We start from the raw sequence: 26,236 nt of genomic DNA, 5'->3' as shown, positions 1-26,236 counted from the left end.
GATAAATATGAGAACAGAACAAATAACAGCAAGAGCGTTAAAACAAGTTGGTGATGATAGATATAAACTTTCACTTATCGTAGCAAAGCGTGCAGAAGCACTAGCAAATGGAGCAGTAGTGCTTGTAGAAACCGATACTTCAAAGATGAAATTTGCTGACATTGCGCTACTTGAAGTAGCTGAGGGCAAAATAGGCTTAGAGGCAATAGTTGAAGGAAAATAGTCTTTTTTTAGAGCAGCTAATAGAACAAATTTTACCTTGTAAAAATGTTTCAGAAGCTATAACGCTGCTCTTTTCTCTTTGCGAACGAAGCGATAAATTAGACAAAGCTATAGATAGCTGTGTCACATCTCATGCTGGTCAATATCGCAAAAGTGGCGAGCCATACGCAATCCATCCTATCTTAGTAGCATCAATAGTAGCAAATATGGGCGGAGATGAGAGTATGGTTATAGCTGCACTACTTCACGATGTAGTTGAAGATACTGAAGTTACGCTTAGCGAAGTCCAGGCTGAATTTGGTGATGAAGTGGCGAAGCTGGTTGAAGGACTTACAAAGATAGTTGCTATAAGAGAAAACAAACTTGCAAGCTCAAGTAGTAATGAAAAACTAGCAAGCTCGGCACTAACCTTTAGAAAAATGCTTTTAATCTCCATTGAGGATGTTAGAGTTCTTGTGGTTAAGCTTTGTGACAGACTTCATAATATGCTAACCCTTGATGCGTTAAAGGTAGAAAAACAAAAACGAATTGCTGAAGAGACGCTTATGGTCTATGCTCCGATTGCTCATAGACTTGGAATTTCATCGATTAAAAACATACTTGAAGATCTAAGCTTTAAATATGCGATGCCAGAAGAATACGCCAAGATTGATAGCTTTTTAAATAAAAATAAGCAGCAGCTTAGCCTTAAACTAAATGCTTTTTACGAGAAAGTAAGTCAAATTTTGCTTGAAAATGGCTTTATTGAGGGCACTTTCGAGATTCAAAAACGTATAAAACATTACTATTCGATTTATTTAAAAATGCAAAGAAAAGGTATTTCGATTGAAGAGGTACTTGATTTGCTCGCTATTAGAATTCTTGTGCAAAAGCCACTTGATTGCTACCTTGCGCTTGGAAATTTGCATATAAATTTTAACCCTCTTATTTCGAGATTTAAGGATTATATTGCACTTCCAAAGCAAAATGGCTATCAAACGATACATACAACTATTTTTGATAATAAGAGTATTTTTGAGGCACAAGTTCGTACTTACGATATGCACAAAACCGCTGAATATGGTGTCGCAGCTCACTGGAAATACAAAAACGGCGAGGGTAGTCTTTTAAATCCAAAGCTTGACTGGCTAAACGACATTGGTATGCAAAATAATGAAGCTGAAAGTAATGTCGAAGAGCTTTATGAATATGCAAAAGATAGTCTTTACATAGAAGATATTGCGGTCTATTCGCCAAAAGGTGAGGTTTTTACGCTTCCACGCGGGGCTACCGCACTTGATTATGCTTATGAGATTCACACAGAGATCGGACTTTACGCAAAAGAAGCTTATATAAATCGCGTCAGAATGCCACTTTTAACAGAGCTAAAAAACGGCGATATTGTAAGGATTGTAACTGGCGAAGAGGCAAAATTTCGCTGTTCATGGATAAATAGCGTTCGAACTGGTAAAGCAAGGGCTACGATAAGAACATACTGCAAGCAAAAGATAAAAGATATAAATTATAAAATTGCAGTTGATATTTTAAAGTCAGTTTTTGGCGTTTCTAAAGATAGAATTTTAGACTGGATAGAGCATGAAAATTTAGGCAAAAAAGTTTTTCGTGCTGCAACTGAAAGTGATTTTTTGCAAGAGGTCGTAAATATGCTTAAAAAGTATATAAAAAAAGAGCGTCCTTTTATGATCTCTTTGGGCGATAAATATCAGGTTAAAAAGCAAAAATTTGAAAATATCGTAATCTATTCAAATCATAAAATTTCAAATGTCGAGTTTGACTATTGTTGTAACCCAAAAAGAGGCGATAGTATAGTTGGCTTTAAAAATGGGCACAATGTGACAGTGCATCACAAGCTTTGTGAGCGTGCTGGAAAGCTTATGGATAAGGGCAATGAGATCATATTTGTCAAATGGACTAGAAATGCCCCACATAGATATAAAATTTTATTAAATCTTGAGAACAGAAAAGGCGCGTTGGCTGAATTTTTAACATATCTTGCTAGACTAGATGTAAATTTGGCTACAATCTCGCTAAACGAAGCAAATGACCTTAGCGGTGATACATTTGAGATAAGTGTTGAGATAGCCGAAAATATCGATGCAAACGAGCTAAGAGAGAAGATCAAAGATAGATATAAGATTATAGATTTTGTTTCGCAAAGCGATCCATACCATAACTAGGAGAAAGATAATGCAAGATATAGCTGAAATTTTACAAGAGATAAAACGCGGTGTTGCCGAGATTATTGACTTTGAAAGAGTTGAGAATTTAATAAAAAACTATTATGAAAAAGGTGAAAATTTCTATGTAAAGGCTGGCTTTGATCCAACTGCTCCAGACCTTCACTTAGGTCACACAGTCGTTTTAAGCAAGATGGCACTACTTCAAAAACATGGCGCGATCGTGCAGTTTTTGATAGGCGATTTTACCGCTCAAATAGGCGATCCAACTGGCAAATCAGCCACTAGAAAAAAGCTAGATCAAGAGACAGTTTTAAAAAACGCTAAAACCTACGAAGAGCAAGTTTTTAAAATTTTAGATCCAAAAAAGACCGTGATAATGTTTAACTCAAAATGGTCAAATGAGCTTGGAGCTGCTGGAATGATAGAGCTAACTAGCACATTTTCAGTCGCTAGAATGCTAGAGCGCGACGACTTTGAAAAAAGGATAAAAGCTGGTAATCCTATATCAATCTCTGAGTTTATGTATCCGCTTCTTCAAGGCTATGATAGCGTTGCTATGAAGTGCGATATCGAGATGGGTGGCACAGATCAAAAATTTAATCTTCTAATGGGCAGAACCTTACAGCGAACATATAATATCGGCAAAGAGCAAGCTGTTATCATGATGCCACTTCTTGAGGGACTTGATGGCGTAAATAAGATGAGTAAGAGCCTTGGAAACTACATCGGCGTTACTGAAAATGCAAATGATATGTTTGCAAAAACGCTTAGCATAAGCGACGAGCTTATGTGGCGCTGGTACGAGCTACTAAGCACAAAAACACTTGGCGAGATAGAAGAGCTAATGAATGACGTAAATAGTGGCAAATATCATCCAAAAAAGGCAAAAGAGGATCTTGCTTATGAGATAACAGCGAGGTATCACGGCGAGGAGGCTGCAAAGGCTGCTATGGCTGAATTTAACAGCGTGCACTCTCAAAATCAGCTCCCAACTGATATAAAAGAATTTAGTCTAAAAGCACCAGTTTGGATCGTGGAAGCTTTATCACAGTGTGAGCTAAGTGAGTCAAATTCTCAAGCAAGGCGCGACATAAAGGCAAATGCGGTTAGCATTAATCAAGAAAAGATTAGCGATGAGCAGTTAAAATTAGAGGCAGGTGAATATATCTTGCAAGTAGGAAAGCGTAAATTTGCAAAAGTAAAGGTTGAATAGATGGAGTTAAAGCCATTAAAAATAGGAAAATATGAGATAAAGTATCCGATATTTCAAGGCGGTATGGGACTTGGTATCAGCTGGGACAAACTAGCTGGCAATGTCAGCTTAGAAGGCGGCCTTGGAATAATCAGCTCAGTTGGCACAGGATATTATGAAAATCGTAAATTTATAAACAAAGAGCTAAATGCAAAGCCATTTGGAAGTGAAAATTTCTACTCAACAAGAGGCCTTAGAGCAATTATTGAGAATGCACGAAAAATTTGTGGAGATTTGCCACTTGGCGTAAATATAATGTATGCTGCAAATGACTACGCAAGAGTGGTAAAAGATGCTTGTGAAGCCGGTATAAATATCATCGTATCAGGTGCTGGGCTACCTACGAATTTGCCAGAATTTACACAAAATTTTAAAGAAGTCGCGCTAGTTCCCATTATCTCAAGTGCAAAAGCACTAAAGATCATCTGCAAACGCTGGTTACAAAGATATGATCGCTTGCCAGACGCGGTTGTGCTTGAAGGACCACTAAGCGGCGGACACCAGGGCTTTACTTACGAGCAGTGCCTTGATCCTGAGTTTTCGCTATTTAATCTAATCCCACAAGTAAAAGCTGAGATAAAAGAGTGGGGCGACTTTCCGCTCATCGCAGCCGGTGGAATTTGGGATAAAAATGATATAGAAAAAGCAATATCGCTAGGCGCAGACGGCGTTCAGATGGGTACACGTTTCATCGGTACTCATGAGTGTGACGCGGATATTGGCTTTAAAGAGGTGATACTAGCAGCCGAGGAAAAGGACATAGAGCTTATAAAAAGTCCAGTTGGCTATCCGGCTCGTGGGATTAGAACAAATTTGATAAATTTGGTAGAAAAAAGGATGGGACCAAAGATCCAGTGTATAAGCAACTGTGTGAGCCCTTGTCAAAGGGGCAAAGGGGCTAAAGAGGTTGGATATTGCATCGCTGATAGGCTGTTTGACTCATTTAGTGGCAAAAAAGAGACCGGGTTATTTTTCACGGGAGCAAATGGATATAAACTAAAAGAGCTAATAAGCGTAAAAGAGCTAATGCACAAGCTGGTACATGGTGAATGAAACGAGCGATAATCCTCTTTTTTATTGTTTGTAATTTTCTTTTTGCTGCAACAAATTCTGAGATATTTGCAAAATTTGATAAAAATTTTGCCAGCTCAAGCAGAAGTGCAAAGATTAAATTTCACAACGATATAAAAGACATCTATGTCGACGCGATCATCAAAAATGACAAAAATATAAAAAAACAAGCGCTCACAAGACTCATAACCAGCTCGAAATCGCTTGGTTTTGATTCAAGTGGGTATATAAAAGATCTAAATGCACTAAATGGCGTAAAGAGCGCTAGCATGCCTAGTAATGCTGCTTTGACGCTGCTTAGTGCAACCAAGGTAAATGATACTTTAGTGCTTAAGTTTAATACAAAAATTGATACTGCAAAACTAAAAACATCCTTTTTAAAGCAGCAAAATACATATAAAAACATTATGGATATTGACGGTAGACTAAATGGCAATCCTCTAACTTATAAAAATTTCATATCTGATTACATTCACATCTCGCAGTATGATAAAAACACTGTTAGAGTTATTTTTTCTGATAAGGTTCAAAAGACTATAAAAGCAAATGCAACAGGTGATCTACTCATAATAAGTACACAAAATTTTATCTCAAACGAAAATGTAAAAGCACCACTTCATAAAACTAAAAACAAAAATGAAGAAGTGCCACACAAAGAGCCTGAGCCAAATTTAAAGCCGCAGCCTGCACAAAGCGAGCCAGTGGCAGCACCTTTGCCACCAGTTGCGACTGGTAAATTTTCACGCAATAAAACCATCGTCATCGACCCAGGACATGGCGGCACTGATCCAGGTGCAGTAAATGGCAAGCTTCAGGAAAAAACCGCGGTTTTAGGTGTAGCCAAAAAACTTGGCGACATATTAAAAGCGCGTGGTTACAAGGTCTATTTTACCAGGTCAACCGATGTTTTTATAAATTTAAGAACAAGAACAAAATTTGCAAATGATAAGATGGCTGATCTTTTTGTTTCCATTCACGCAAATGCCGCTCCAAATGCCACAAAGGCAAAGAGCATGCACGGCATTGAGACATTTTTCTTATCACCTGCAAGAAGCGAACGTAGCAAAAACGCGGCTGCGCTTGAGAACAAATCAGATATCGAAGAGATGAACTACTTTTCGCAGCAAACGTTTCTAAACGTGCTAAACCGCGAGAAGATCATTGCGTCAAATAAGCTTGGCATTGATATCCAAAAAGAAATTTTAGCAAGTGCTAGAAAGGTCTATTCTGCAAGTGATGGCAGTGTGAGAGAGGCGCCGTTTTGGGTACTCGTAGGCGCTCTTATGCCAGCAGTTCTTGTTGAGATCGGCTATATCACGCATCCAGTCGAGGGCGAAAAGCTCTTTAATGATGCCTATCAAAATGCCCTTGCAAACGGCATCGCAAACGGTATAGATGGATATTTTGCAAAAAATAGATGAAAAATGCAAATTTAAGCTTTAAAGGACAAATTCCATTTAACGAAGAGTTTGGTGACATCTACTTTAATACCGACAAACCTTGGCTTGAGAGTGAATTTGTATTTGCAAGCGCACTTGATGAAATTTGGCAGAGGAAAGATAGCTTCGTCATCGCTGAGACAGGATTTGGTGCTGGGCTAAATTTCTTCATACTTTGTAAGAAATTTAAAGGTAGTAATAAAAAACTTCACTTTGTTAGTATCGAAAAAACCCCTATTAAAAAAGATGATCTTTTAAAAATTTATGAAAATTTAGGCATTTTTAAAGCTTATGCCAAAAAGCTGGTTTCGCTCTACCCGCCGCTTATTGAGGGTATACACCGTATAAATTTTGCCCCAAATATTACACTTGATCTTTGCTACGGTGAGGCTAAAGAAATTTTACCTGAGCTTGATTTTATTGCCGACATCTGGTTTCTAGACGGCTTTGCTCCAAGTAAAAATGGCTCAATCTGGAGCAAAGAAATTTTTAGAGAGATCGCAAGACTAAGCAGAGTTGGTACTATTGCTAGAACCTACTCATGCGCAAAAATGGTAAAGGACGGTCTAAAGGGTGCTGGCTTTTTGCTGAGTCTAAAAGAGGGCTATGCTAGAAAACGTCAGATGAGTAGTGCCGTGCTAGAAAAAAAGGATGAAAATTTAAAGGATGCTTGGTTTGCAAGATGTGAGCCACTGGCTAAGCCAAAAGGCAAAACAGCACTTATCATAGGAGCTGGCGTGGCCGGACTTGCAACAGCTGGCGAGCTAGCCAAAAATGGCTTTAAGGTTGTGATCACTGAGGCAAAGAGCGAGGTGGCTACAAATGGCTCAGGCAATCACTGTGGTGCTTTGATGCCGCTAGTTACCAAGCCTGGTGTAAATTTAGGCCACATGCACTTAAACGCATTTTTGCAAGCAGTGAGATTTTATAAGGCAACTTTGCCAAAAAGTCTTATCAAATTTAATGGCTGCATCGATTACGCATTTGATGATGAGTTAGTTAAGAGATATGGCTCGTGGCAGGATCAAGGTGCGGAGGAAATTTTTAAATTTGACAGTAGCCTAAAGCCGTATCCTGGCATTTTTATAAAAGATGGCGCATACACTAGACCAAGAGAAATTTGTAAATTTTTATCAAAAAATTTTGAAATTTTATTAAATCACGAGTATGAGAGCAGAACACATCTGCAAAACGGCAAAATCAGCGTTAAATTTAAAAACGGTAAAAATTTAGAGACTGATATTTTGGTTTTTTGCACTGGCAGCAAGAGTAGTGAAATTTTTAATGACTACGACATGCAAATAAGCAGTGTCAGGGGTCAAGTAACCCACTTAAAACCAATACTTAAAAATACTTTACCGCTAAGTGCAAAAGGCTATATTTGCCCAGTCATTAAAGGCGTGCAAGTTATAGGAGCAACTTATGCCAGAAATGAAATTTGTGACACGCCTAAAGTTGAAGATAATACTAAAAATTTAAACGACGTAAGCGAGTTTTTTGATATCAAAAAAGCAACTATTATCGGTGCAAAAGTAGGCTACCGAAGTTATAGTGGAGATAGGTTTCCGATAATTGGCGCCTTGCATGACGAAGAATTTTACAAGCAAAACTACAAAGGGCTATTTTGGAGCAAAAATAAAGATAACAATCCAAAAGCAAGCTACGAAAAAAATGTCTTTGTAAATTTTGCTCACGGCTCACGAGGTCTTGGCACAGCGATACTTGGAGCAAATTTGATAGTTGATCTTGTGCTTGAACGCCCACTTTGCATAGAAAGATCGCTATTTCACGAGCTTCATCCAGCTAGATTTTTGATAAGAAAACTAAAAAAGGGATTAAAACTTTAAGAGGCAATTAGCAGAAATTCCTAGCACAAGATACTAGGAATTTCTTGTAAGTTTAGGCTTAAAGCCTTGTTTTCATCTTTTCAAATTCATCTTTTATGACTTGCTCGTGAGGTTCGCTCGTCATTTTATTTATCGCATCTCCCCAGATACTTACGCTAATGATCGCTATACAAGAAGCTATGATGCCAGGCAAAATTTCATAAACATAAACGTTTAGCCCCGAAGTGATCCAAAATATTACGGTCGCGCCTCCAGCTATCATGCCAGTGAGTGCTCCAAGTGCACTCATACGCTTCCAGTAAAGGCTAAAAAGTAACACTGGCCCAAAGCTCGCACCAAATCCAGCCCAAGCGTTGCCAACGACGTTTAGAACATTATCTGTTGAGATAAAGGCAAGTATAGTAGCAACTATAGCCACTACTACAACAGCATAGCGACTGATCGCCGTTTGTGTATTTTGACTAATCTCTTTTTTATAGAATGCAAAGATAAAATCCTTTGTTACCGAGCTAGATGTAACTAAAAGCTGACTTGAGATGGTACTCATTATCGCTGAAAGCACAGCTGAGATGATAATGCCTATAAAAAATGGTGGGAAAAGTAACTCGCCAAGCTTTAAAAATACAGTCTCAGGATCGCTAAGTCCGCCTCTTTGACTAAAGTAGACAAAGCCGATAAGTCCGCTCATAATCGCACCAAGTAACCCAATGCTCATCCAACCAATGCCTATTCTTCTTGCTTTGGCAAGCTCTTTTGAATCACGTATCGCCATAAATCTAACAATGATATGTGGCTGGCCAAAATAGCCAAACCCCCAAGCCATAAGTCCTAAAATTCCCCAAAAAGTTTGATCTCTAAATGGATTTAGGTGATTTGCATCAAGCTTGCTTATCTCTTTTAGTAAATTTGTATCGCTTGGCAAGTCTAAATTTAGATATGCCACGACTGGGATCGAGACTAGGACACAAAACATCAAAAGCCCCTGAAATGCGTCAGTTATACTAACTGCTTTAAATCCACCAAAAAATGTGTAAAAGACCACGATAACAAGTGTAAAGACCGCTCCGTAGGCAAATTTTAAACCAAAAAAGCTCTCAAATGTCTTTCCGCCAGCGATGATGCCGCTACTTACATAAAGTGTGAAAAAGATCAAAATGATAAGACCAGAGATGATTCTTAAAATTTTAGTCCTATCTTTAAAGCGATTTTCTAAAAAGTCTGGTATCGTGATGCTATCACTCGCAACTTCAGTGTAAATTCTAAGCCTCTTTGCTAAAAATAAATAGTTGCAGTAAGCTCCAATGATAAGACCGATTATCATCCACACATTTGCTATGCCAGTTGCGTATAAGGCTCCGGGCACGCCAAGTAGCATCCAACCACTCATATCAGAAGCACCAGCACTAAGTGCAGTAACTACTGGACCCATTCGACGGTTATCTAGCAGATACTCGTTCATACTTGCGTTTTTATCGTAGAAATATCGTCCGATAAAGAGCAAAAAGCCAAAATAGATGGCGATGGCTAAATAAGACCCAAAGCTCATAAATTTCCTTTCAAATTAAGATAAATGGCTTATGTTAATATAAATTTTTTTAAATTACAACATTCAGTACCGATCCTTAAACGCTTTTAAGCAAAATGATATAAATTTTTTCGTATTATTTAAAGCCATATTTTAAAGAGAAGGACGAAGTTGAAGGCTCAAAATTTAGCTAAATTTCTATTTTTTATAATAATCGTCTCACTTGGAGCATATTTTTTCTATCCAAGAGATCTTAGTGAGGCTCAAGAGATCGCTTATATCAAAAGTTACGGAGTGACTTTAGGACTCACAATAGGCGGTATTGCCATAGGCATAACGCTTGGATTTACCTTGGCGTTTATTAAATTTTTAAACATTAAAGTCTTAAATTTTATAATTGATGAATATATCGATATCTTACGTGGAACACCTGTAATACTTCAACTTTTAATATTTTCAGTTGTCATTTTTGCAACATGGAGTGATAATTTTTATGTAGCTCTCATCGCACTTGGGCTAAATAGCTCTGCTTATGTGGCGGAGATCGTGCGAAGTGGCATAAATAGCGTGGATAAAGGACAAATGGAAGCGGCTCGTGCGATGGGCCTAAACTACTATGTTTCGATGCGCGAGATAGTTTTTCCACAAGCTACAAAAAATATCTTGCCAGCTCTTGCAAATGAGTTTATATCGCTATTTAAAGAGACATCGGTCGTGGGCTATATAAGTGTAGTTGATATCACGATGCAAAGTAAGAGCTTGCAAGCGGTCTTTTATAGTCCAGAGCCAGTCATTTTTACAGGCATTGTCTATTATGTGAGTGTTAAATTTTTTACACTTTTGACAAAACTACTTGAGAGGAGATTAAACCGCCATGATTGAGATTAAAAATTTAAACAAAAGTTATGGCGATTTGCGAGTTTTAAATGATATTAGTGTAGATATAAAAAAAGGTGAAGTTATAGCGATAATTGGTCCAAGCGGTGGTGGCAAAAGTACATTTTTACGTTGTATAAACCGCCTTGAGGAGCCAGATAGCGGGCACATCAAGATAAATGGCGAAGATATTTTAGATAAAAAATCAGATATAAATAAAATTCGCCAAAAAGTGAGCATGGTTTTTCAGCACTTTAATCTTTTTGCAAATAAAAACGTCTTGCAAAATTTAACTCTAGCTCCGATAAAAGCGGGAATTTTAGATAAAGTAAGTGCAGAAAAAAGAGCTGATGAGTTGCTAAGAAGTGTTGGGCTAAGTGATAAGAAATTTGCCTATCCGCACAAGCTTTCAGGCGGACAGAAGCAACGTATTGCGATCGCTAGAAGCCTAGCAATGGAGCCAGAAGTGATACTTTTTGATGAGCCGACAAGTGCGCTTGATCCTGAGATGATCGGAGAGGTGCTTGATATCATGAAAGATGTTGCTGCAAGGGGTATAACGATGCTTGTTGTGACCCATGAAATGGGCTTTGCAAGAAATGTGGCAAATAGAATTTTCTTTATGGATAAAGGCAAGATAGCAGTTGATGACACACCAAAAAATGTCTTTACAAATCCGCAACATGAGCGTTTAAAAGAGTTTTTAGGCAAAATTTTAAATCATTAAAGGAGTAGAAAATGAGTAAAATTTTAAAATTTTTGATGGCAAGCTTGGTTTTATTTTTACTAGGTTGTGGCGATGATGCTAATAAAAAAAATGCAGTAAATAATGCCGAAGAAGCTAGTAAAAATGTAGTTTATAAAGTTGGCTCGAGCGCTGATTATCCACCTTTTGAATATCTTGATGAAAACAATAAAATTGTTGGCTTTGAGATAGATTTATTAAATGAGATCACCAAAAAAACTGGAATAAAATTTGATGTTGCAAATATGAGCTTTGATGGACTGATATCAGCATTAAAAACCGGTAAAATCGATATTGCCATAAGCGGAATGAGTGCAACTGATGAGAGAAGAAAATCGGTTGATTTCACCAAGCCATATTATTTTTCAGAAAATTTATTTATCCGCAAAAAAGGCTCAGATGTAAATAAAGACAATCTTAAGGATAAGAAAATTTCAGCTCAAGTTGGCACACTTCAAGAAGAAGCAGCCAAAAGCATAACTACTAAGTCGATACCTGCTGAAAATGTAGCAGCTGCCATCATGTCACTAAACGCTGGTAAAATCGATGTTGTGCTAACTGATAGTCCGATAGGGGCTGAATATTTAAAACAAAATCCAGATTTGGAAGAATTTTTAAGAGTTCCTGATGGTACGGAAGGATTTGCGATGGCGTTTGATAAAGGCAAACACACTGAGCTTATCAAAAAGATAGACGCAGCGATCGATGAGCTGCAAAAATCTGGCGAATTTGACAAAATGCTAGATAAATATGGATTAAAGAAATAAATCTAAATACAAAATTTGCAGAGAAGCAGGAATTCTCTGCAAAAACTCACTTTTTTCTAATTTTTAAAATTTAACATCTTTTAAAAGTAAAATTAATAAAATGACTTAACTATTTTCAAGGAGAAAAAATGAAGCTTCTCAGGATGAGAACGGCATTTATTTTAAATGTGCTATTTTCTATTTGCATGTATCACAATTTTGTTAAAAAATTCCTACTATTTAATAGAGCTAAATATAAATTAAAATTTTACATGAATACGCTAATCAATATTTTTTATAAAAATAACCAAAAGTATTTTTTGGTTGATAAATTTTAAGTATTAAAGTCATACGACTTTATTTTTGAAGCAGATATTAAGAAAAACTAAAAGGAGAGAAAATGAATAATCTAGGTATTAAATCTAAGATTATGGCGATAGTTATCGTCAGTCTTATTGGCCTTGGTATCATGAGTGCATACATGCTAAATGGTATCTTAAAAACTCGCTCAAAAGCAGAGTTTAGTGAGAAAATCGTGGATACAATCATAAATCAAAATAATTTTATCCATGAGATGCAAAAAGAACGTGGATTTAGCTCAGGTGTGCTAGCAGGAGGGGATAATAAAAATTTATTAGAGCAGCGTAAAAAAGTAGATGCTGCGCTTGATAAGCTTGAAGAGAAAAATGAAATAGTTTCAGAGATAAATAGTATCCGCTCAAATGTAGATCAAAAAAGTGGCAATGATCTAATTAGCCGTATAACAAAAATTTTAAGAAAAGAGGTCATTGCTATAAATGGATATAGTGATAAGCTTGAGCCTAGCTTGGTAGATGATCTAAAGCGTATCATTATTGTTGGTGAGATAAAAGAGTCTTTTGGTATTTTGCGTGCTACTTTAAATGGGGTTTTTACTAAAAAGAGCATAAACAAAGAGGACTACAATAAAGTAGTTGCACTAAATAGCGTTATAAATAAATTTATGCAGGATTTTGACGATTACAACCCAAAAGAATTTAGCGATGAATTTGACGCTATCGCTAGAAAAAAGGCAGATTTTATAGATGCTATGAATATTATTAAAAATGTAGTTGCAACAGAAGATGCATCTTATGATGCATCAAGCTGGTTTTCAAAGATAAGTGTTACGATAGATGCGATGAGAGAGCTTGAGCTTAAATTACTTGATAATATGCAAAAAGATGCAAGACGTATTAAGGATGATGCAAATACCGAACTTATTATAAGTTCTATTGTGATTGCGATTTGTATTTTACTTATGTTGCTAGTATCTACATTAATAGGTAAAAACCTGATCTCTGGTATAGATCAGACTAAAAATGGCTTAGTTAGATTTTTTGACTTCTTAAATTATAAATCTAATAAGGCTGAATTTTTAGATCGTAGTGGTAGTGACGAGATTGGACAGATGAGTGCACTGATAAATGAGAATATCAAACAAATCGAGGCAAATTTATCTGAGCAAAATAATTTCATTAAAGAAGCAAATACTTTTGTAAATCAAATCGGAAAAGGTAACTACGTAGCTCAGCTTAACGCAGATACTTCAAATCCTGCGCTTAGCCAGCTAAAACAAACTTTCAAAGACTTACAAATCGCTCTTAAACATGCTATTGCGGAAAATGGCGATGATGTGTTAAATCTATTAGAAAGCTTTAAAAAACAAGACTTTACTAAAAGGCTTGAAGATGATGGCAAAATGGCGGTTGGTATAAACGCTCTTGGTGAAGAGATAGCCAAGATGTTAAGGGCAAATTTAGATCAAGCTCATGTGTTAGAAGAAAAGGCTGAGTCTTTAAGCCAGTCAATGAAAGAACTAACTCAAGGCGCAAATGTACAAGCAAGCTCACTTCAAGAGTCTGCTGCCGCAGTAGAGCAAATGTCAAGCTCAATGAATGCAATATCTCAAAAAACATCTGATGTTATTAGACAAAGTGACGAGATCAAAAATATCATAACTATTATTAGAGATATAGCTGATCAAACAAATTTACTAGCTCTTAATGCCGCAATAGAAGCAGCACGCGCAGGAGAGCATGGTAGAGGCTTTGCAGTTGTTGCAGATGAGGTTAGAAAACTAGCAGAGAGAACTCAAAAATCTCTAACAGAGATCGAAGCAAATACAAACGTACTAGCTCAATCAATCAATGAAATGAGTGAATCTATAAAAGAGCAAAGTGAAGGAATCAATATGATAAACCAATCAGTTGCGCAAATAGACACACTTACAAAAGAAAATGTAGTAATTGTCAATAAAGCAAATGAAGTAACATCTGATGTTGACGACATGGCTAAGGCAATAGTAAACGAAGTTAGAAAAAGTAAATTTTAATCTTTGACTTACTCCTAGAACTCCTATTATTCTATCCCTTAAAATAATTAAGGGATAGAACTTATCTATAAAAATTTATATGCTACTTTGCTATACGATTATTCATAGCATTTTTCTTTTATTGCGGATTTAAACAATTTTTAATAGAGAAATACTGATAATTAAGCCACTAAATCACCTTAAAGGACACTATTATGAAAAAGATCTTTGCTCTTTTACTCACAGCTTTTGTTGCTCTTTGTGCAAATGAGCTAAAATTTGGCACAGCGGCGAATTATCCGCCATTTGAATATATCGATGAGAACAACAAAATAACAGGCTTTGATATCGAGCTAATTGATGAAATTTCAAAGCGTGCAGGCTTTTCATATAAGATCATAAATATGAGTTTTGACGGCCTTATCCCAGCACTTAAAGCTGGCAAAATAAATGGCATTATAAGTGCGATGAGTGCGACTTCAGATAGATTAAAATCGATTGATTTTACAAAGCCATACTATCTAACTGAAAATCTTTATCTAAAGAAAAAAGGCAATGACGCACTAAAGGCTAAAGAAGAGCTAGCTGGCAAAAGAGTTGGCGTGCAACAAGGCACCGTCCAAGAGCTAGCAGCAAATGCTATAAATGGCGTAAAAGTAGTGCCTTCAGAAGATACTGTGCCACTTGTTATGGGGCTAAAAGTTGGTAAATTTGACGCAGTTATCCTTGATAGCTCTATTGGATATGGCTTTATCAAGAAAAATCCAGAACTTGAAGCATTTTTCAAAGAAGTTGATGGTAGCGAGGGCTTTTCAATAGCTTTTGATAAAGGAAAAGAGAGCGCATTAATAGAGAAAATAAATCAAATTTTAGATGAAATGAAAAAAGACGGAAGCTACGAAGCTTTACTTAAAAAATACGATCTAAAATAATCTTCTAGCCTGCAATTTTGCAGGCTTATGCTAAATTCTGCTTTGTCTATCGATTAAAATTAAAAAGGAAAATAATGAGAAAAATTTTGTTGCTTTTTTGTCTAGCAATGGGTCTTTTTGCGCTTCAAAACGATAAAGATATGTTAAATGGAGAGCTAAAAAACGGGCTAAAATACTATATCAAAGAGAATAAATTTCCACAAAAAACAGCTATTTTTTATCTTGTTATAAATTCTGGTTCAACTGATGAAAAAGATGGCGAGCAAGGTCTTGCTCACTTTTTGGAGCACATGGCATTTAATGGCAGCCGCGACTTTAGCAAAAATGAGCTCATTAAACAGCTTGAGAGTCTTGGTGTAAAATTTGGAGCCGATCTAAACGCGCAGACGAGCTACGATCAGACGAGCTATGTCTTAACGATTAATGTAAATGAGAAAAATTTACAAGATACATTTAAGGTCTTTTCGAATTGGATAGATGGCGTTAAAATTGATCCTAAGGAGCTTGATAAAGAGCGTGGAGTCATAATAGAAGAGGAGCGTCAGAGAAATACGCCAGGATATAGGCTTTATTTGGCTCAAACAAAGGATATTTTTGAGGGCAGCATCTATCTAAAAAGAGTGCCAATAGGCGATATGAACGTCATCAAAAGCGTAGATGCTAAGCATATGCAAGAATTTTACGAGAGGCTTTATCAGCCAAGATTTATGAGCTTTGTAGTCGTTGGCGACTTTGATAAAAATGAGATAAAAAGCTTAATCGAAAAAAGCTTTAGCCAAGCAAAAAATACAAATTCTTACATTCATCCAGAAAAAAATATCAGCTTTAAAAGTGGTTTAAATATTTTTAACTATGACTCGAATGAAACTGGAATGGAGCTAATTAGACTTAGCTATTTTGATAAATTTAGCCCAGTTTTAAATGAGGCTGACGCAAAGAGAAATCTAGAAGACGCACTTATCGCAAGCCTGATAAATATGCTTTATGAGCAAAAAAATGCAAATAATTCATCAAATTTAAGCACTGATTTTATAGCTCAAACACTTCAAGCAAAGCAGAAAATTTATAGTTTTGAAACAAATGTACTTGGAGGCGATTTTAACGCAAGCCTTAAAGATATGCTTGGCGTTATAAAAGGCATTAAAGAGTTTGGCTTTAATAAAGATGATTTTGAAGATGTAAAAAAGGCGTTTGTGGCAAATGTAGATGCAAAATTTAAACGCTCAAAGACTAAAAAATCAAGTGCTTACGCAGGACAAATTTTAAATATGATAGAAAATGGTGGCTTTGTGTTAAGCGATGAAGACGACAAAGAGCTCAGTTTAAAGCTATTAAACGAGATTACGCTAGCTGACGTGAATGCTAGATTTAGGCAAATTTTGGCCATTTCTGATGAGCGTGTAAGAATTTTTAGCAAAGATGGTTATAAGCTTAGCAAAGATGAGTTTTTAAAGCTTTTTGCCAAGGCACCTGCTTATAACACAAGCCTATCTGCTAATAACAACGATAAGAGCCTAGGCAATGAAAATTTAGAGCCAAAAGAGATAAGCTCAAGAAGCTTTGATGAAAAAAATGGAATTTATACCTACAAAATGCAAAATGGCTCGCAAGTTATCTTTAAGCCACTAGCTACTAAAAAAGATAGCGTTTTGTTTGCAGCCGTCAGCAAAGGAGGCACATCAAATTTGGCTGATCCAAAGCTTGGTAGCTTTGCAGTAGCGCTCACAAATGAAAGCGGCGTTGGCAAATTTAATAACTATGAGCTCTCAAAGACACTAAATGGAAAGATCGTAAGCTATGAAAAGAATATCGAGGGTCTTACACAAGGATTTTATGGCTCATCAAGCACAAGCGATCTTAGCTCGCTGCTAGCTATTATAAATTTAGAATTTAACGCTCCAAGAGCCGACTCACACGTGCTTGAGAGGATAAAGCAAAGAGCAAAAGATGAACTAGCTAAAGAGCAAAATTTACCTGAATATAAATTTAGCACCGAATTTAGCAAGTTTTTTTATGAAAACAATAAACGTGTCGCGCCGCTTGAGATGGCTCAGATCGATGCGCTAAAACTAAATGAGCTAAAAGAGATCATCAAAAATAAATTTACAAATGTAGCCTCATATACTTTTGTAATCATCGGCGACACCGACGAAGAGAGGCTTTTTCCGCTTGTTAAAAAGTATATCGCCACTCTGCCAAAGCTTGGCGAGGCTGAAGAGTTTAAAGACGATGGCGTGCGAAGTATCAATGGTCAGCACACCTTTAAAAGGGAGTATCAAAGCACAAAAAGAAGCGATGTTGGCATAAATATCATAAATTCTGACGCTAAATATAGCTTTGAAGGAGCGATTAAACTAAGGGCATTAAGTGAAATTTTAAAAACGGCGCTTCGAGAAAAGATCAGAGAAGATAAGGGCCAAACATACGGCTTTAGCCTAAATGCCAAGCTCTCACGCTATCCTTTTGAGCATTTAGATATGCTAATTAGCTTTACTTGCGATCCTGCAAACACGGACAAGATCATCGCTGAGATAAAGGAGATAATAGCTAGTATCAAGCGTAGTGGCGCGATTTTGCCAAAGCATTTGGAGGATTTTAAAGCACAGAGTGAAATTTCTATAAAAAAAGATTATGAAAAGCCTGAGTTTTGGCAAAAGCTCATCATCTCAAATAAAATTTTTAACACGCCACTTTATACGGCTGATGAGTACATAAGTGCGGTAAAAGCCATCACAAATGAGGACATCAAAGAGGCAGCTAAGCTATATCTTGATGATAAAAATATGGTGATAAGCATAAATAATCCGAAGTAAAATTTTGAGGGCAGCTGGCTTTTTAAAATTTAAGACTAAGTAGAAATTTGAGAGGTCAAGCTAGCTTTTTAAATTTAAACATAAGCAGAAATTTAGAGAGCTAATAGCCTCCAGAAATTTAATCCTGAGTATAAAATTTACGAACTAAGCCAGCCTTAAAATTTAAACCCTAAGCCAAAGCTAAGCGAGAATGTCCTTTGGCTTTAGCTTGTTTAGCTTTTGCACTAGATCATCAAAGCTCGCTCCATTTTCGACCTCGCTCCTAATAAATTCCTCAAAAAACTCACGTTTTATATCTTTATCCGTGTAAGTTACGCTCTTTTTGGTAACTTGCATAGGCTTAAATTTCTCTTCTTCTATCTCTTCATCGCCATTTTCTCTAACTGGCGTAAGAGCGATATTTTGAAGCACATCAGCGATGCTCTCGCCCTTTTCATAGCTTGTTTTTAGAAATTTCAAAAACTCATCTTTGCTGTTTTTATCAGCGTAGCTTACACGGTGTAACATAGGCTGACCTAAGAATTCTATACGTTTTTTATCCGAGCTTTGTTCGTAATGTAAAGCCCCGTCTTTAAAAGAAATTTTCACATTTGCGTGCTCGCCAAGTATCCTTTCGGCGGTAAATTCCAGCCATTTATCTTTAAACTCATCGATACTTAGATCAGAGTCTAGTAAATTTGTAGCCTCACGGCTTAGATAAAGAGCACCAAAAGCATTATTGATTATTTTATTGTTTATGCTCATTTTGTGATTTTTGATGAACTCATCTACGCTAAAGCCGTTTTTCTCGCTAGTTAGAATGTAGCTTGCTCGCCAAAGCTTCGTGCTATCAACGAAATTTTTAAGGCTAGAGATTTCATCTTTGCTCGCTCCGCTATCAAGGCCATTTATCTTGCCCCAGATAGAAATTTTGTCATTTGATGAGTAGCCAGAGAGCGGTAGATGCTTGATGTCCGCAGTTTTGGTGGGAATTTCTACTTTATTTAAATTTGTGCTTGTGGCTTGACGCTTACTAAAAGCGTCTTGATAGCTAAAGCTTTGGTTAAATCCATTTAGTGCGTTTATCATGTCAAATCCTTTAACACTATATCGGCAAATGGATTTAAATTTTAAGTGGAATTATTTTTTATTGCGGTATTTTTCAAAAATGGCGATCATTTGGTATGAGTTTTGTGCGATTTTAAATTTATTTGGATTTTTGCCAAGTAGCTCTTCTCTTAAAGAGTCGATAAATTCCCTATCTTTTTTGCAAGCCTCAAAGCTCACTCGTCCCCTAAGTACGGCCATAAATATAATATCAGCAGTCGCATTTATCATCTCAAGCATTTTTTCTTCGCTCATTTTTGTGGATTTTGCCCTTTTTAAAGCAAATATTATTCCTTTACGCTCACAAAATTTACTATTTTTACCTCTTGGCTCTCTTTGCAAGCCTCCAGTGCGGCTGCGTTTTTCACCATATGAGCGCTTTTCATATGCTCTTTTTGGCTTGCAAGATCTTCCCAAATTTCCATAAAACAGTATTCGTTTTTACCGCCCACAACCATGCCGCACTCGTAGCTTATGCAGCCTTTGTCTTTTCTTGAAGCTGGCACGATCTCTTTTAAAATTTCTTCAAATTTCGCCTCACATCCAGCTTTTAACTTTACATTTACATAAAATCCAATCATCTGCCCATCCTTTAAAAATTTTTGGCTAAAATAGCGCAATTTAGACGCAAGTTTGCGCATTACATTACAAGGCCTTTAAACGATGAAATGATACAAAACCCTAAATTTATAATTTCTAAAACCAACCAAAAACAATAAATTTAACCAAAATCGGAGAGAAAATGAAAAGACGAGACTTTTTAAGATTGAGTGCATTAGGCGCGGCTAGCCTTCAAGCAAAAGAGCTTGGAAGCGCAGAGCAAGCGTTATTTGACAAACAAAGCGGACTAAGTGCAAATAAATTTGGCCCATTTTACGTAAGAACTATCGCAGGACGCGTGGTTGAGACCGTGCCATTTGAGGGCGATGCTTATCCAAACGAGCTAAATAACGCAGTTATTGACTACATCCAAAACGAGAGCAGAGTAAAATATCCATTTGTTAGAAAGAGCTTTTTAGCCAATCCAAACAACCCAAAGCCAGAGCTTCGTGGTAAAGAAGAATTTGTGCGTGTGAGCTGGGACGAGGCTATAAAGCTAAGCGCAAAAATTTTAAAAGAAAATTTTGATAAATACGGTGCTGAAGCGATCTACGGACAGGTTTATCAGTGGGGTAGCCTTGGCAAAGTAGGACATAGCCAAAAGACCGCAAAAAGGCTACTTAACGTGCTTGGTGGCTACGTAAATGAGCTAGGTGGTTACTCATACGGCGCAGCGACTGTCATCATGCCTCACGTCACTGGCTTCGTCGATCCTGCGCTAGCGCCAACAAAGTGGGAGGCTATCTTAAAAAACGCCAAAACGATCGTATTTTGGGGCACAAACCCAGTCGTTTCAAACAAGATCGCCATTGGCGTGCCGCTTCACAACTCATATAAATACTACGATGAGATCAGAAAAAAAGGCGAGAGTGGCGAGATGAAAATTTATAGCGTCGATGTTTATCACAACGATAGCGCAAAATACTTTGACTCAAAATACCTTGAAGTCGTGCCTTGCACCGATACGGCGATGATGATAGGTATGTGTAACTACCTTTTTGAAAAAGATCTTTACAGCAAAGAATTTATAGAAAAATACACAGTTGGCTTTGATAAATTTAAAGAGTACATGCTTGGCACAAAAGACGGGGTCAATAAAAACCTAGCTTGGGCAAGCAAAATTTGTGGCGTTAGCGAGCAAGATCTTGCGAAATTTAGCGAGGATCTAGCCAAAAATGACTCAGTGATAATTAGTGGCTATGCCATTCAAAGACAAGATAACGGTGAGATGGCATACTGGGCGCTTGTGACACTAAATGCGATGCTTGGACACATCGGCAAAGAGGGTTGTGGCTTTGTCACAAATGACGGCATGCACAAAAATGCTGATGAGAGCTTCATAGCGCCTAAACTAGTGGCGTTTGAGACGAAGGTACCTCAAAAATTTATTGATAGTGGGCTGGTACCAAAAACAAAGGGCTATGACATGCCAAACTCAAGGCTAATAGACGCACTCCTTAAGCCAGGCAAGGAGATAACAAGAAATGGCAAGAGCTATAAACTGCCAAAGATTAGAGTGATGTTTAACGCAAATGGCTCGACTTTCACAAGGCATCCTGACGCAAATAGAGCGATAAAAGCTATGCGAAACGTTAATGCTATCATCACTTGCGAGCCGTTTTGGACAAGTACAGCTAAATTTAGCGACATCGTCTTGCCAGCTGCGCTTGAGTACGAGCGAACAGACATCGAGATGGCAAACTCTACAAGCGAGTATCTATTTGCGATAAAGCCACTAGTTAAGCCATTTGGCGAGAGTAAAAGTGACTTCGAGATCGCAAGGCTGATCGCCAAAGAGTGGGGCAGGGAAGAGGCATTTAGCGAGGGTAAAAGTGAGCTAGAGTGGGTCAATACAATATATGAAGATGCCGTTAAAAAGGCTGCTGAGCTTGGGTATGAGAGCATGCCTAGCTTTGAGGAATTTTGGGAGAAGGGATATTTTAGATTTGACAAGATCGATGAGAAAAAACGCTACTTTACAAACTACAAGAAATTCCGCGACGATCCAGTGGCAAATCCGTTAAAAACGCCATCTGGCAAGATAGAAATTTACTCTGAAACGGTCGCTGGCTTTGGCTATGATGACTGCCCACCGCATGCAGCTTGGCTTGAGCCATTTGAGTGGCTGGGTGCAAAAAATAAAAAATACCCTATCGCAATTAGCGGTGCGCACTCTAAATTTAGGCTTCACTCACAGCTAAATAACTCCGTGCTTCGCAACTTTAACGAGATCGCAGAGCGCGAGCCAGTGCTTATAAATCCAAAAACAGCCGAGGCTAGAGGGATAAAGATGGGCGATGTGGTGCGTGTGTTTAACGATAGGGGCGAAATCTTGTGCGGTGCCTTTGTGACCGAGGACGTGCCACAAAACGTCGTGATAGTAAGCGAAGGTGCGTGGTATGACCCTGAAAAACCGGGTGAAAAGAGCCTTTGCTTGCACGGAAATTTAAATGTACTCACAAAAGACGTGCCATCAAGCAAGATGAGCCAGAGCAACACTGCTCATACAAGTCTTGTCGAGATTGAAAAATTTAAAGGCGTACCAAAACGCGTGACTGCATTTGACATACCAAAGATCGGTGTAATGCACGCATAAAATAAAAGCTATCCTTAAATGGATAGCTTCTAAGCTTTAAAAATTTTATTTATCTTAATAACAATGAATTTTCACAAAGCTCTTCAATCTTTGAAATTTGCTCTTTAACTCTTGCTTTTAAGCCATCAAGCATTGCTATTTTTAAAGTATAAATTTCATTAAAATCGCTTTTTATATCAAGCAAAATTTTATTTAAAAACGAGCTATTTGAGCACATTAAAGCTTCAAACTCATAAAGGCTAAACGCATCAAGCATACGCTCATAGACGTCTTTTGCACTTGGAATATAAAGTGGCGTATTCATCTGCAGATGCGACTCTAGCGTCTTTTCTATCTTTTGTTTTATAAAATAAACCGCGAGTTTGAGCGCGTTTTCATAGTTTGAGGCTAGCTTTATATCAAGCTTTTCAAAAAACAAAGAGACCTTTTGTATAGCCTTAAATTTAGCCGTTTCATACTCTCTTAAAAAATCTTCATATGTCCGTCCGGCATAGGTATTTATGGATTTTGTTTCGTAAGCCAAGGCTTGATCATCAAAGCTAGCGTAATTTTCATAGCGAGATTTGTATATTAAAAATTTATCCTCTAAATTTTTATAAAGCTCATTAAATGCTGAAGTTATTGCATTTTCTAGCTCTTTTAGATCTTTTTTGTAGCGTTTAAAAAATTTATTAAAAACCACATCTTCGTAGATAAGTTTTGAAAAGACTTCGTCGCTATCAAGACTTATTACCTCAAAATTTTCACGCTTGTAAATTTCTTTATTTAAAAGCGTCTTTGAAGCGTTAAATTTCGTCTTTGAAAAAGGCTTAAGTAGCTTAAATACTTCATTGGCAGCAAGTTTTATGACTTCACTCATTTGACTATATCTTAAAGCGATCTTTGGTTTAAACTCCTCTTTTATCGCCTCCAGCCTCCCATCTAATGAGCCACTAAATTCATCTAAAATAAACCGCGCATTATCATAAATTTCTAGATGTTTTTCTTGCTCGTTAGTTAGGAGTTTTACGATCTTTTTTGCCCTTGCTTTTATGAAATTTTCTTTAAAGCTCTTGTCTAAAAAGCACTCTTTAATAGCCTTTAGAGCTTCGTTAAAATTTGAAGCTTCAAGTAGGCTTTTGTCATTATTTGTGATGCCAAGGAGTGCTTGCTTTGATGAGATAGCGATGATATCCTCAAAAAGCTCGCCATAAGTTTGCCCAGCGTGCTTTAGCAAACTTTCAAGCTCTTCCTCACTTAGCTTGTCTTTTTGGTTGATTAGGCAGATCGCTTTTAGATCATTGGCTTTTAAAATTTCTTTGATACTTTCAAGCTCGCTTGCCTTTGCGGCATTATTTGCAAGGCTTAGCCATATTGCACCACTAACCTTTTTTAGCGTATTTTTTGTCTCTTTTGTGTCAGCATCTCTTAGCGAGTTTAGGCCAGGAGTATCGATGAAATTTATCTCTTTTAAAATTTCACTTGGCGCATAAAGCGTCATACTAGAAACTTGCTCGCCTAACTTATTTAGCTCGGCTAGATCGCTACTTGCTAGCAGGCTTTCGCTACCGTTTATAAATTTCACGCTTAGAAGTGGCATCTTTGCAAATTTTAGCCTCACAGCCTTTGCGGTGACTGGGGTTAGTCCTGATGGCAAGACATCTTGGCCAAGCAGTGCGTTTAAAAATGTTGATTTTCCACTTGAAAATTGACCGATAACAGCTATTAGCGGTGGTTCATTTAGAGTGTCTATTAGTAAATTTAAGCTCTCTTTTATCTGATCGCTTATATGCAAGCTAGGATCGTTTAGATCATTTACAAACCTAGCTAGTTCGCCCCTAAAATCATTTGTAAAAACCTTAAAGTATCTCGCTTTGTAGGCATTTATAAACTCATTAAACATTTTTTATATCCTCTAAAAGTGAGTAAAATTCATCTTGCAAGGAAGTTTTTTGTTTAAGCTTTGAAATTGAGCTTTGATTTTGTAAATTTAGTTCATTAAGTTTTTTATTGAGAACTAAAAGTCTTTGGTTCAAAGCCTCTTTTTGACTCATTTCATAAACCTTTACTCGCTCTTTTAACAGCTTTTTTTCATGTTCTGCTAGCATCTCACAAAACTGCGATATGCTTTTATTGTTAAGTAAATTTTGTCTTAAACTTAAAAGCGCCTCATCTGGCTCATTTTTGCTTAAAATTTTAGCTTCAAGCTCATCTAAAAGCTCGCTAAAATCAAGCTCTACGCCCATTTGCTTTAAAAAGTCATTTATACTAAAAATTTTATTTTCACTCACCTTAAAGCCATCAAAACTTAAAGCGATATTTTGCTCGCATGACTTTATCTGCACCAAAGTTTCATTTCTAGCCTCTCTCATGAGTGCCGCAACTCCGTCACAAAGTGTAGTTTTTGCTATTTGTGTAAGACGTTTTAGATTTAAATTTTCTCTTTTATTTTTGCAGTAAGTGATCTCGCTCTTAATCTTTTCATTTAGATTTTGAAGTAATGCTTCAAGACCCATTTTATAGATATCTTTTGCATTTTTATCATCGAGTTTTTTTAGCTCGCTTTCTAAAAGCCTTTCAAGTTTTGTGAAATTTTCATTAAGAGAATTTTTGATATTTGCTTGCTCGTTTTGCAAAGCTTCTAGCTCTAAACCAAATGCTTTAAGCTCTAAAATTTCAGCCTTTGTGGCTTCTAGTTTTGTTTTTAAAATATTTTGCAATTCTTTTTGATATGAGTTTAAAATTAGAGCTGATTTTTTAGAGTCTTTACCAAAAAGCACATCATAAAGATACTCTTTAAACTCCGGCACGCCACTATTTAAAGCGCCATCAAGATAAGCCTTTGCACTAAGGGCAAAATAATCTATCTTGATATCATTTATCTGCTCGCCGATCGCCTTTTTTACGTAGTTAAGAGTTTCATTAATACCCTTTGCGTCTAACTCGTCAGCGTGAGTTAGCACGATAGCAACTCTTACGATGTGCGAGTTTTCAAGGCATTTTTTCAAAAATAGTGCGTCTTTTTGCGTTGCACTTTGCGAAGCATTCATGAGATGTGCTAAAAGGTCGCACTCTTTCATAAAATTTGTAGTTATTTGCTCTCTTAAAACGATCGCATCATCTATGCCCGGAGTGTCTATAATGCAGACATTATCTCTTAAAAGCTCCAAGTCATCATAAAGCTCAACGCTTTTTACGAGATTTGCCGTTTTTGAGCTTGAAGATGTATAGTTTTTTATCTCATCTAGGCTGATCTCTACGCTATTAGCTAGTAAATTTTTGCTTGAAAGTCCAAGCTTTTCTAGCTCGTCTGGGCTATAAAAATTTACCTTTGCATGGCTATTTGATGCGTGCTTTAAGATGGTTAAATTTATGGTCTCAGGCACATTTGAAGTGCCAAGGATGAATTTATTTAAAAGCGCATTTAAAAGCGTTGATTTGCCAGAGTTTATGATACCGCTTACTGCGATATTAAAAAGCGTTTCATTTGATCTTTTCTTGGCATTTTTCAAAGCTAGTAAAAATTCTTTATCTTCATCAAGCATGCTTGCTTTTTCATTTATCTCGTTTAGAAAATCCAAGCTCTTGTGAAAATGATCTTTTGGCTTTACATTAGAATTTTCAGCCTTATTTTGATTTGAGTTTTTGCTTATAAATTTTATTAAAAAATCAAATTTTTCATGGCTAATTATCTTTTCATCACGTAGCTTTTGTAAGCGGGTTATGAGTTCATCACTTGAAATTTTTGCCTCATTTAGTGCTTTTAGTGTGGCTAGCTGTGCACTTTGTATGCTAAAGATATCAAGTCCAACGCCTAACTTTTTTAAGATAGTTCTAAACTCGGCAAGAGCCATAAACTCATCTAAATTTTTCTCATCACAAGATAAAAGAAGCGCCAGTAGATCTGGGTAAAAAGGCACGCTCGCATCGGTATTGGCGTAAATTTTATTTAAATGCCAAGCGTGATTTAAAAACTTGTCCATTAAAGATTCTTT

Annotated in this window: 19 protein-coding genes; 13 read left to right on the top strand and 6 right to left on the bottom strand. The window is 36.9% G+C overall.

The annotated features are described in order from the left end of the window. Nucleotides 1-7: 7 nt before the first annotated feature. Genes CCON33237_RS07030 through mnmC form a run of 6 tightly spaced genes read left to right on the top strand, consistent with a single transcriptional unit; the run spans nucleotide 8 to nucleotide 8,011 of the window. The gene (locus CCON33237_RS07030) at nucleotides 8-223 is read left to right on the top strand and encodes a DNA-directed RNA polymerase subunit omega (RefSeq protein WP_054196983.1); all 216 of its coding nucleotides are present in this window, start codon (nucleotides 8-10) and stop codon (nucleotides 221-223) included. Continuing rightward, entirely contained in the window at nucleotides 210-2,399 is a 2,190-nt protein-coding gene (locus CCON33237_RS07025) for a RelA/SpoT family protein (protein ID WP_054196982.1), read from the top strand. Before CCON33237_RS07030 ends, CCON33237_RS07025 begins: the two co-directional genes overlap by 14 nt. Nucleotides 2,400-2,409: 10 nt before the next feature. Continuing rightward, nucleotides 2,410-3,615, top strand: coding sequence for a tyrosine--tRNA ligase (gene tyrS, locus CCON33237_RS07020; RefSeq protein ID WP_054196981.1), 1,206 nt, complete (start codon nucleotides 2,410-2,412; stop codon nucleotides 3,613-3,615). After that, entirely contained in the window at nucleotides 3,616-4,707 is a 1,092-nt protein-coding gene (locus tag CCON33237_RS07015) for a nitronate monooxygenase (protein WP_021091713.1), read from the top strand. It abuts the gene before it with no gap. After that, nucleotides 4,704-6,146, top strand: a complete 1,443-nt coding sequence (locus tag CCON33237_RS07010; protein ID WP_054196980.1) for an N-acetylmuramoyl-L-alanine amidase family protein — start codon at nucleotides 4,704-4,706, stop codon at nucleotides 6,144-6,146. The genes CCON33237_RS07015 and CCON33237_RS07010 overlap by 4 nt, the downstream gene beginning before the upstream one ends. Further along, complete coding sequence (gene mnmC / locus CCON33237_RS07005; RefSeq protein ID WP_054196979.1) at nucleotides 6,143-8,011, top strand: bifunctional tRNA (5-methylaminomethyl-2-thiouridine)(34)-methyltransferase MnmC2/FAD-dependent 5-carboxymethylaminomethyl-2-thiouridine(34) oxidoreductase MnmC1; 1,869 nt, start codon at nucleotides 6,143-6,145, stop codon at nucleotides 8,009-8,011. Before CCON33237_RS07010 ends, mnmC begins: the two co-directional genes overlap by 4 nt. 58 nt (nucleotides 8,012-8,069) lie before the next feature. Here mnmC and putP read toward each other — a convergent pair whose 3' ends face one another. After that, nucleotides 8,070-9,557: a sodium/proline symporter PutP gene (putP, locus tag CCON33237_RS07000; RefSeq protein ID WP_054196978.1), complete on the bottom strand. Its 1,488-nt coding sequence runs from the start codon at nucleotides 9,555-9,557 to the stop codon at nucleotides 8,070-8,072. 150 nt (nucleotides 9,558-9,707) lie between these two features. On the opposite strand from putP, the gene CCON33237_RS06995 reads away from it, so the two are divergent. The 6 genes from CCON33237_RS06995 to CCON33237_RS06965 all read left to right on the top strand — a co-directional run bounded on the left by CCON33237_RS06995 (nucleotide 9,708) and on the right by CCON33237_RS06965 (nucleotide 17,980). After that, nucleotides 9,708-10,418 carry an amino acid ABC transporter permease gene (locus CCON33237_RS06995; protein ID WP_021091602.1) on the top strand — a complete coding sequence of 237 codons (711 nt, stop codon included), beginning with the start codon at nucleotides 9,708-9,710 and terminating at the stop codon, nucleotides 10,416-10,418. Then, a complete protein-coding gene (locus CCON33237_RS06990; RefSeq protein ID WP_054196977.1) occupies nucleotides 10,411-11,139 on the top strand; it encodes an amino acid ABC transporter ATP-binding protein in 729 nt (242 codons plus the stop codon). Before CCON33237_RS06995 ends, CCON33237_RS06990 begins: the two co-directional genes overlap by 8 nt. 11 nt (nucleotides 11,140-11,150) lie before the next feature. Beyond that, a complete protein-coding gene (locus CCON33237_RS06985; RefSeq protein WP_054196976.1) occupies nucleotides 11,151-11,924 on the top strand; it encodes a basic amino acid ABC transporter substrate-binding protein in 774 nt (257 codons plus the stop codon). Nucleotides 11,925-12,303: 379 nt separating this feature from the next. Further along, on the top strand, nucleotides 12,304-14,256 hold the full coding sequence (locus tag CCON33237_RS10205) for a methyl-accepting chemotaxis protein (RefSeq protein ID WP_054196974.1): 1,953 nt from the start codon (nucleotides 12,304-12,306) through the stop codon (nucleotides 14,254-14,256). A gap of 194 nt (nucleotides 14,257-14,450) precedes the next feature. Next, on the top strand, nucleotides 14,451-15,167 hold the full coding sequence (locus tag CCON33237_RS06970) for a transporter substrate-binding domain-containing protein (RefSeq protein WP_054196973.1): 717 nt from the start codon (nucleotides 14,451-14,453) through the stop codon (nucleotides 15,165-15,167). Between the two features lie 74 nt (nucleotides 15,168-15,241). Next, nucleotides 15,242-17,980 carry a M16 family metallopeptidase gene (locus tag CCON33237_RS06965; protein WP_054196972.1) on the top strand — a complete coding sequence of 913 codons (2,739 nt, stop codon included), beginning with the start codon at nucleotides 15,242-15,244 and terminating at the stop codon, nucleotides 17,978-17,980. Between the two features lie 180 nt (nucleotides 17,981-18,160). Here CCON33237_RS06965 and CCON33237_RS06960 read toward each other — a convergent pair whose 3' ends face one another. The 3 genes from CCON33237_RS06960 to CCON33237_RS06950 are packed head-to-tail and all read right to left on the bottom strand — an operon-like array spanning nucleotide 18,161 to nucleotide 19,647. Further along, a complete protein-coding gene (locus CCON33237_RS06960; protein WP_054196971.1) occupies nucleotides 18,161-19,048 on the bottom strand; it encodes a hypothetical protein in 888 nt (295 codons plus the stop codon). 51 nt (nucleotides 19,049-19,099) lie between these two features. After that, nucleotides 19,100-19,321, bottom strand: a complete 222-nt coding sequence (locus tag CCON33237_RS06955) for a hypothetical protein (RefSeq protein WP_021091847.1) — start codon at nucleotides 19,319-19,321, stop codon at nucleotides 19,100-19,102. A 32-nt stretch (nucleotides 19,322-19,353) separates the two neighbouring features. Beyond that, nucleotides 19,354-19,647: a putative quinol monooxygenase gene (locus CCON33237_RS06950; RefSeq protein ID WP_054197422.1), complete on the bottom strand. Its 294-nt coding sequence runs from the start codon at nucleotides 19,645-19,647 to the stop codon at nucleotides 19,354-19,356. 161 nt (nucleotides 19,648-19,808) lie between these two features. On the opposite strand from CCON33237_RS06950, the gene CCON33237_RS06945 reads away from it, so the two are divergent. Next, a complete protein-coding gene (locus CCON33237_RS06945) occupies nucleotides 19,809-22,262 on the top strand; it encodes a molybdopterin-dependent oxidoreductase (RefSeq protein ID WP_054196970.1) in 2,454 nt (817 codons plus the stop codon). 49 nt (nucleotides 22,263-22,311) lie between these two features. Here CCON33237_RS06945 and CCON33237_RS06940 read toward each other — a convergent pair whose 3' ends face one another. Next, entirely contained in the window at nucleotides 22,312-24,144 is a 1,833-nt protein-coding gene (locus CCON33237_RS06940; RefSeq protein ID WP_054196969.1) for a dynamin family protein, read from the bottom strand. Further along, entirely contained in the window at nucleotides 24,137-26,224 is a 2,088-nt protein-coding gene (locus tag CCON33237_RS06935) for a dynamin family protein (protein WP_054196968.1), read from the bottom strand. The genes CCON33237_RS06940 and CCON33237_RS06935 overlap by 8 nt, the downstream gene beginning before the upstream one ends. Nucleotides 26,225-26,236 lie beyond the last annotated feature (12 nt).

The sequence above is a fragment of the Campylobacter concisus genome (assembly GCF_001298465.1).
Lineage (GTDB): Bacteria > Campylobacterota > Campylobacteria > Campylobacterales > Campylobacteraceae > Campylobacter_A > Campylobacter_A concisus.
Note: the sequence above shows the minus strand (reverse complement) of the source record. Positions and strands in the feature narration are given on the sequence as shown.

Coding starts and splice junctions, on each gene's coding strand:
- CCON33237_RS07030 (WP_054196983.1), top strand. CDS start 8: ATGAGAACAGAACAAATAACAGCAAGAGCGTTAAAACAAGTTGGTGAT.
- tyrS (WP_054196981.1), top strand. CDS start 2,410: ATGCAAGATATAGCTGAAATTTTACAAGAGATAAAACGCGGTGTTGCC.
- CCON33237_RS07015 (WP_021091713.1), top strand. CDS start 3,616: ATGGAGTTAAAGCCATTAAAAATAGGAAAATATGAGATAAAGTATCCG.
- CCON33237_RS07010 (WP_054196980.1), top strand. CDS start 4,704: ATGAAACGAGCGATAATCCTCTTTTTTATTGTTTGTAATTTTCTTTTT.
- mnmC (WP_054196979.1), top strand. CDS start 6,143: ATGAAAAATGCAAATTTAAGCTTTAAAGGACAAATTCCATTTAACGAA.
- putP (WP_054196978.1), bottom strand. CDS start 9,557: ATGAGCTTTGGGTCTTATTTAGCCATCGCCATCTATTTTGGCTTTTTG.
- CCON33237_RS06990 (WP_054196977.1), top strand. CDS start 10,411: ATGATTGAGATTAAAAATTTAAACAAAAGTTATGGCGATTTGCGAGTT.
- CCON33237_RS06985 (WP_054196976.1), top strand. CDS start 11,151: ATGAGTAAAATTTTAAAATTTTTGATGGCAAGCTTGGTTTTATTTTTA.
- CCON33237_RS10205 (WP_054196974.1), top strand. CDS start 12,304: ATGAATAATCTAGGTATTAAATCTAAGATTATGGCGATAGTTATCGTC.
- CCON33237_RS06970 (WP_054196973.1), top strand. CDS start 14,451: ATGAAAAAGATCTTTGCTCTTTTACTCACAGCTTTTGTTGCTCTTTGT.
- CCON33237_RS06965 (WP_054196972.1), top strand. CDS start 15,242: ATGAGAAAAATTTTGTTGCTTTTTTGTCTAGCAATGGGTCTTTTTGCG.
- CCON33237_RS06960 (WP_054196971.1), bottom strand. CDS start 19,048: ATGATAAACGCACTAAATGGATTTAACCAAAGCTTTAGCTATCAAGAC.
- CCON33237_RS06955 (WP_021091847.1), bottom strand. CDS start 19,321: ATGAGCGAAGAAAAAATGCTTGAGATGATAAATGCGACTGCTGATATT.
- CCON33237_RS06950 (WP_054197422.1), bottom strand. CDS start 19,647: ATGATTGGATTTTATGTAAATGTAAAGTTAAAAGCTGGATGTGAGGCG.
- CCON33237_RS06945 (WP_054196970.1), top strand. CDS start 19,809: ATGAAAAGACGAGACTTTTTAAGATTGAGTGCATTAGGCGCGGCTAGC.
- CCON33237_RS06940 (WP_054196969.1), bottom strand. CDS start 24,144: ATGTTTAATGAGTTTATAAATGCCTACAAAGCGAGATACTTTAAGGTT.
- CCON33237_RS06935 (WP_054196968.1), bottom strand. CDS start 26,224: ATGGACAAGTTTTTAAATCACGCTTGGCATTTAAATAAAATTTACGCC.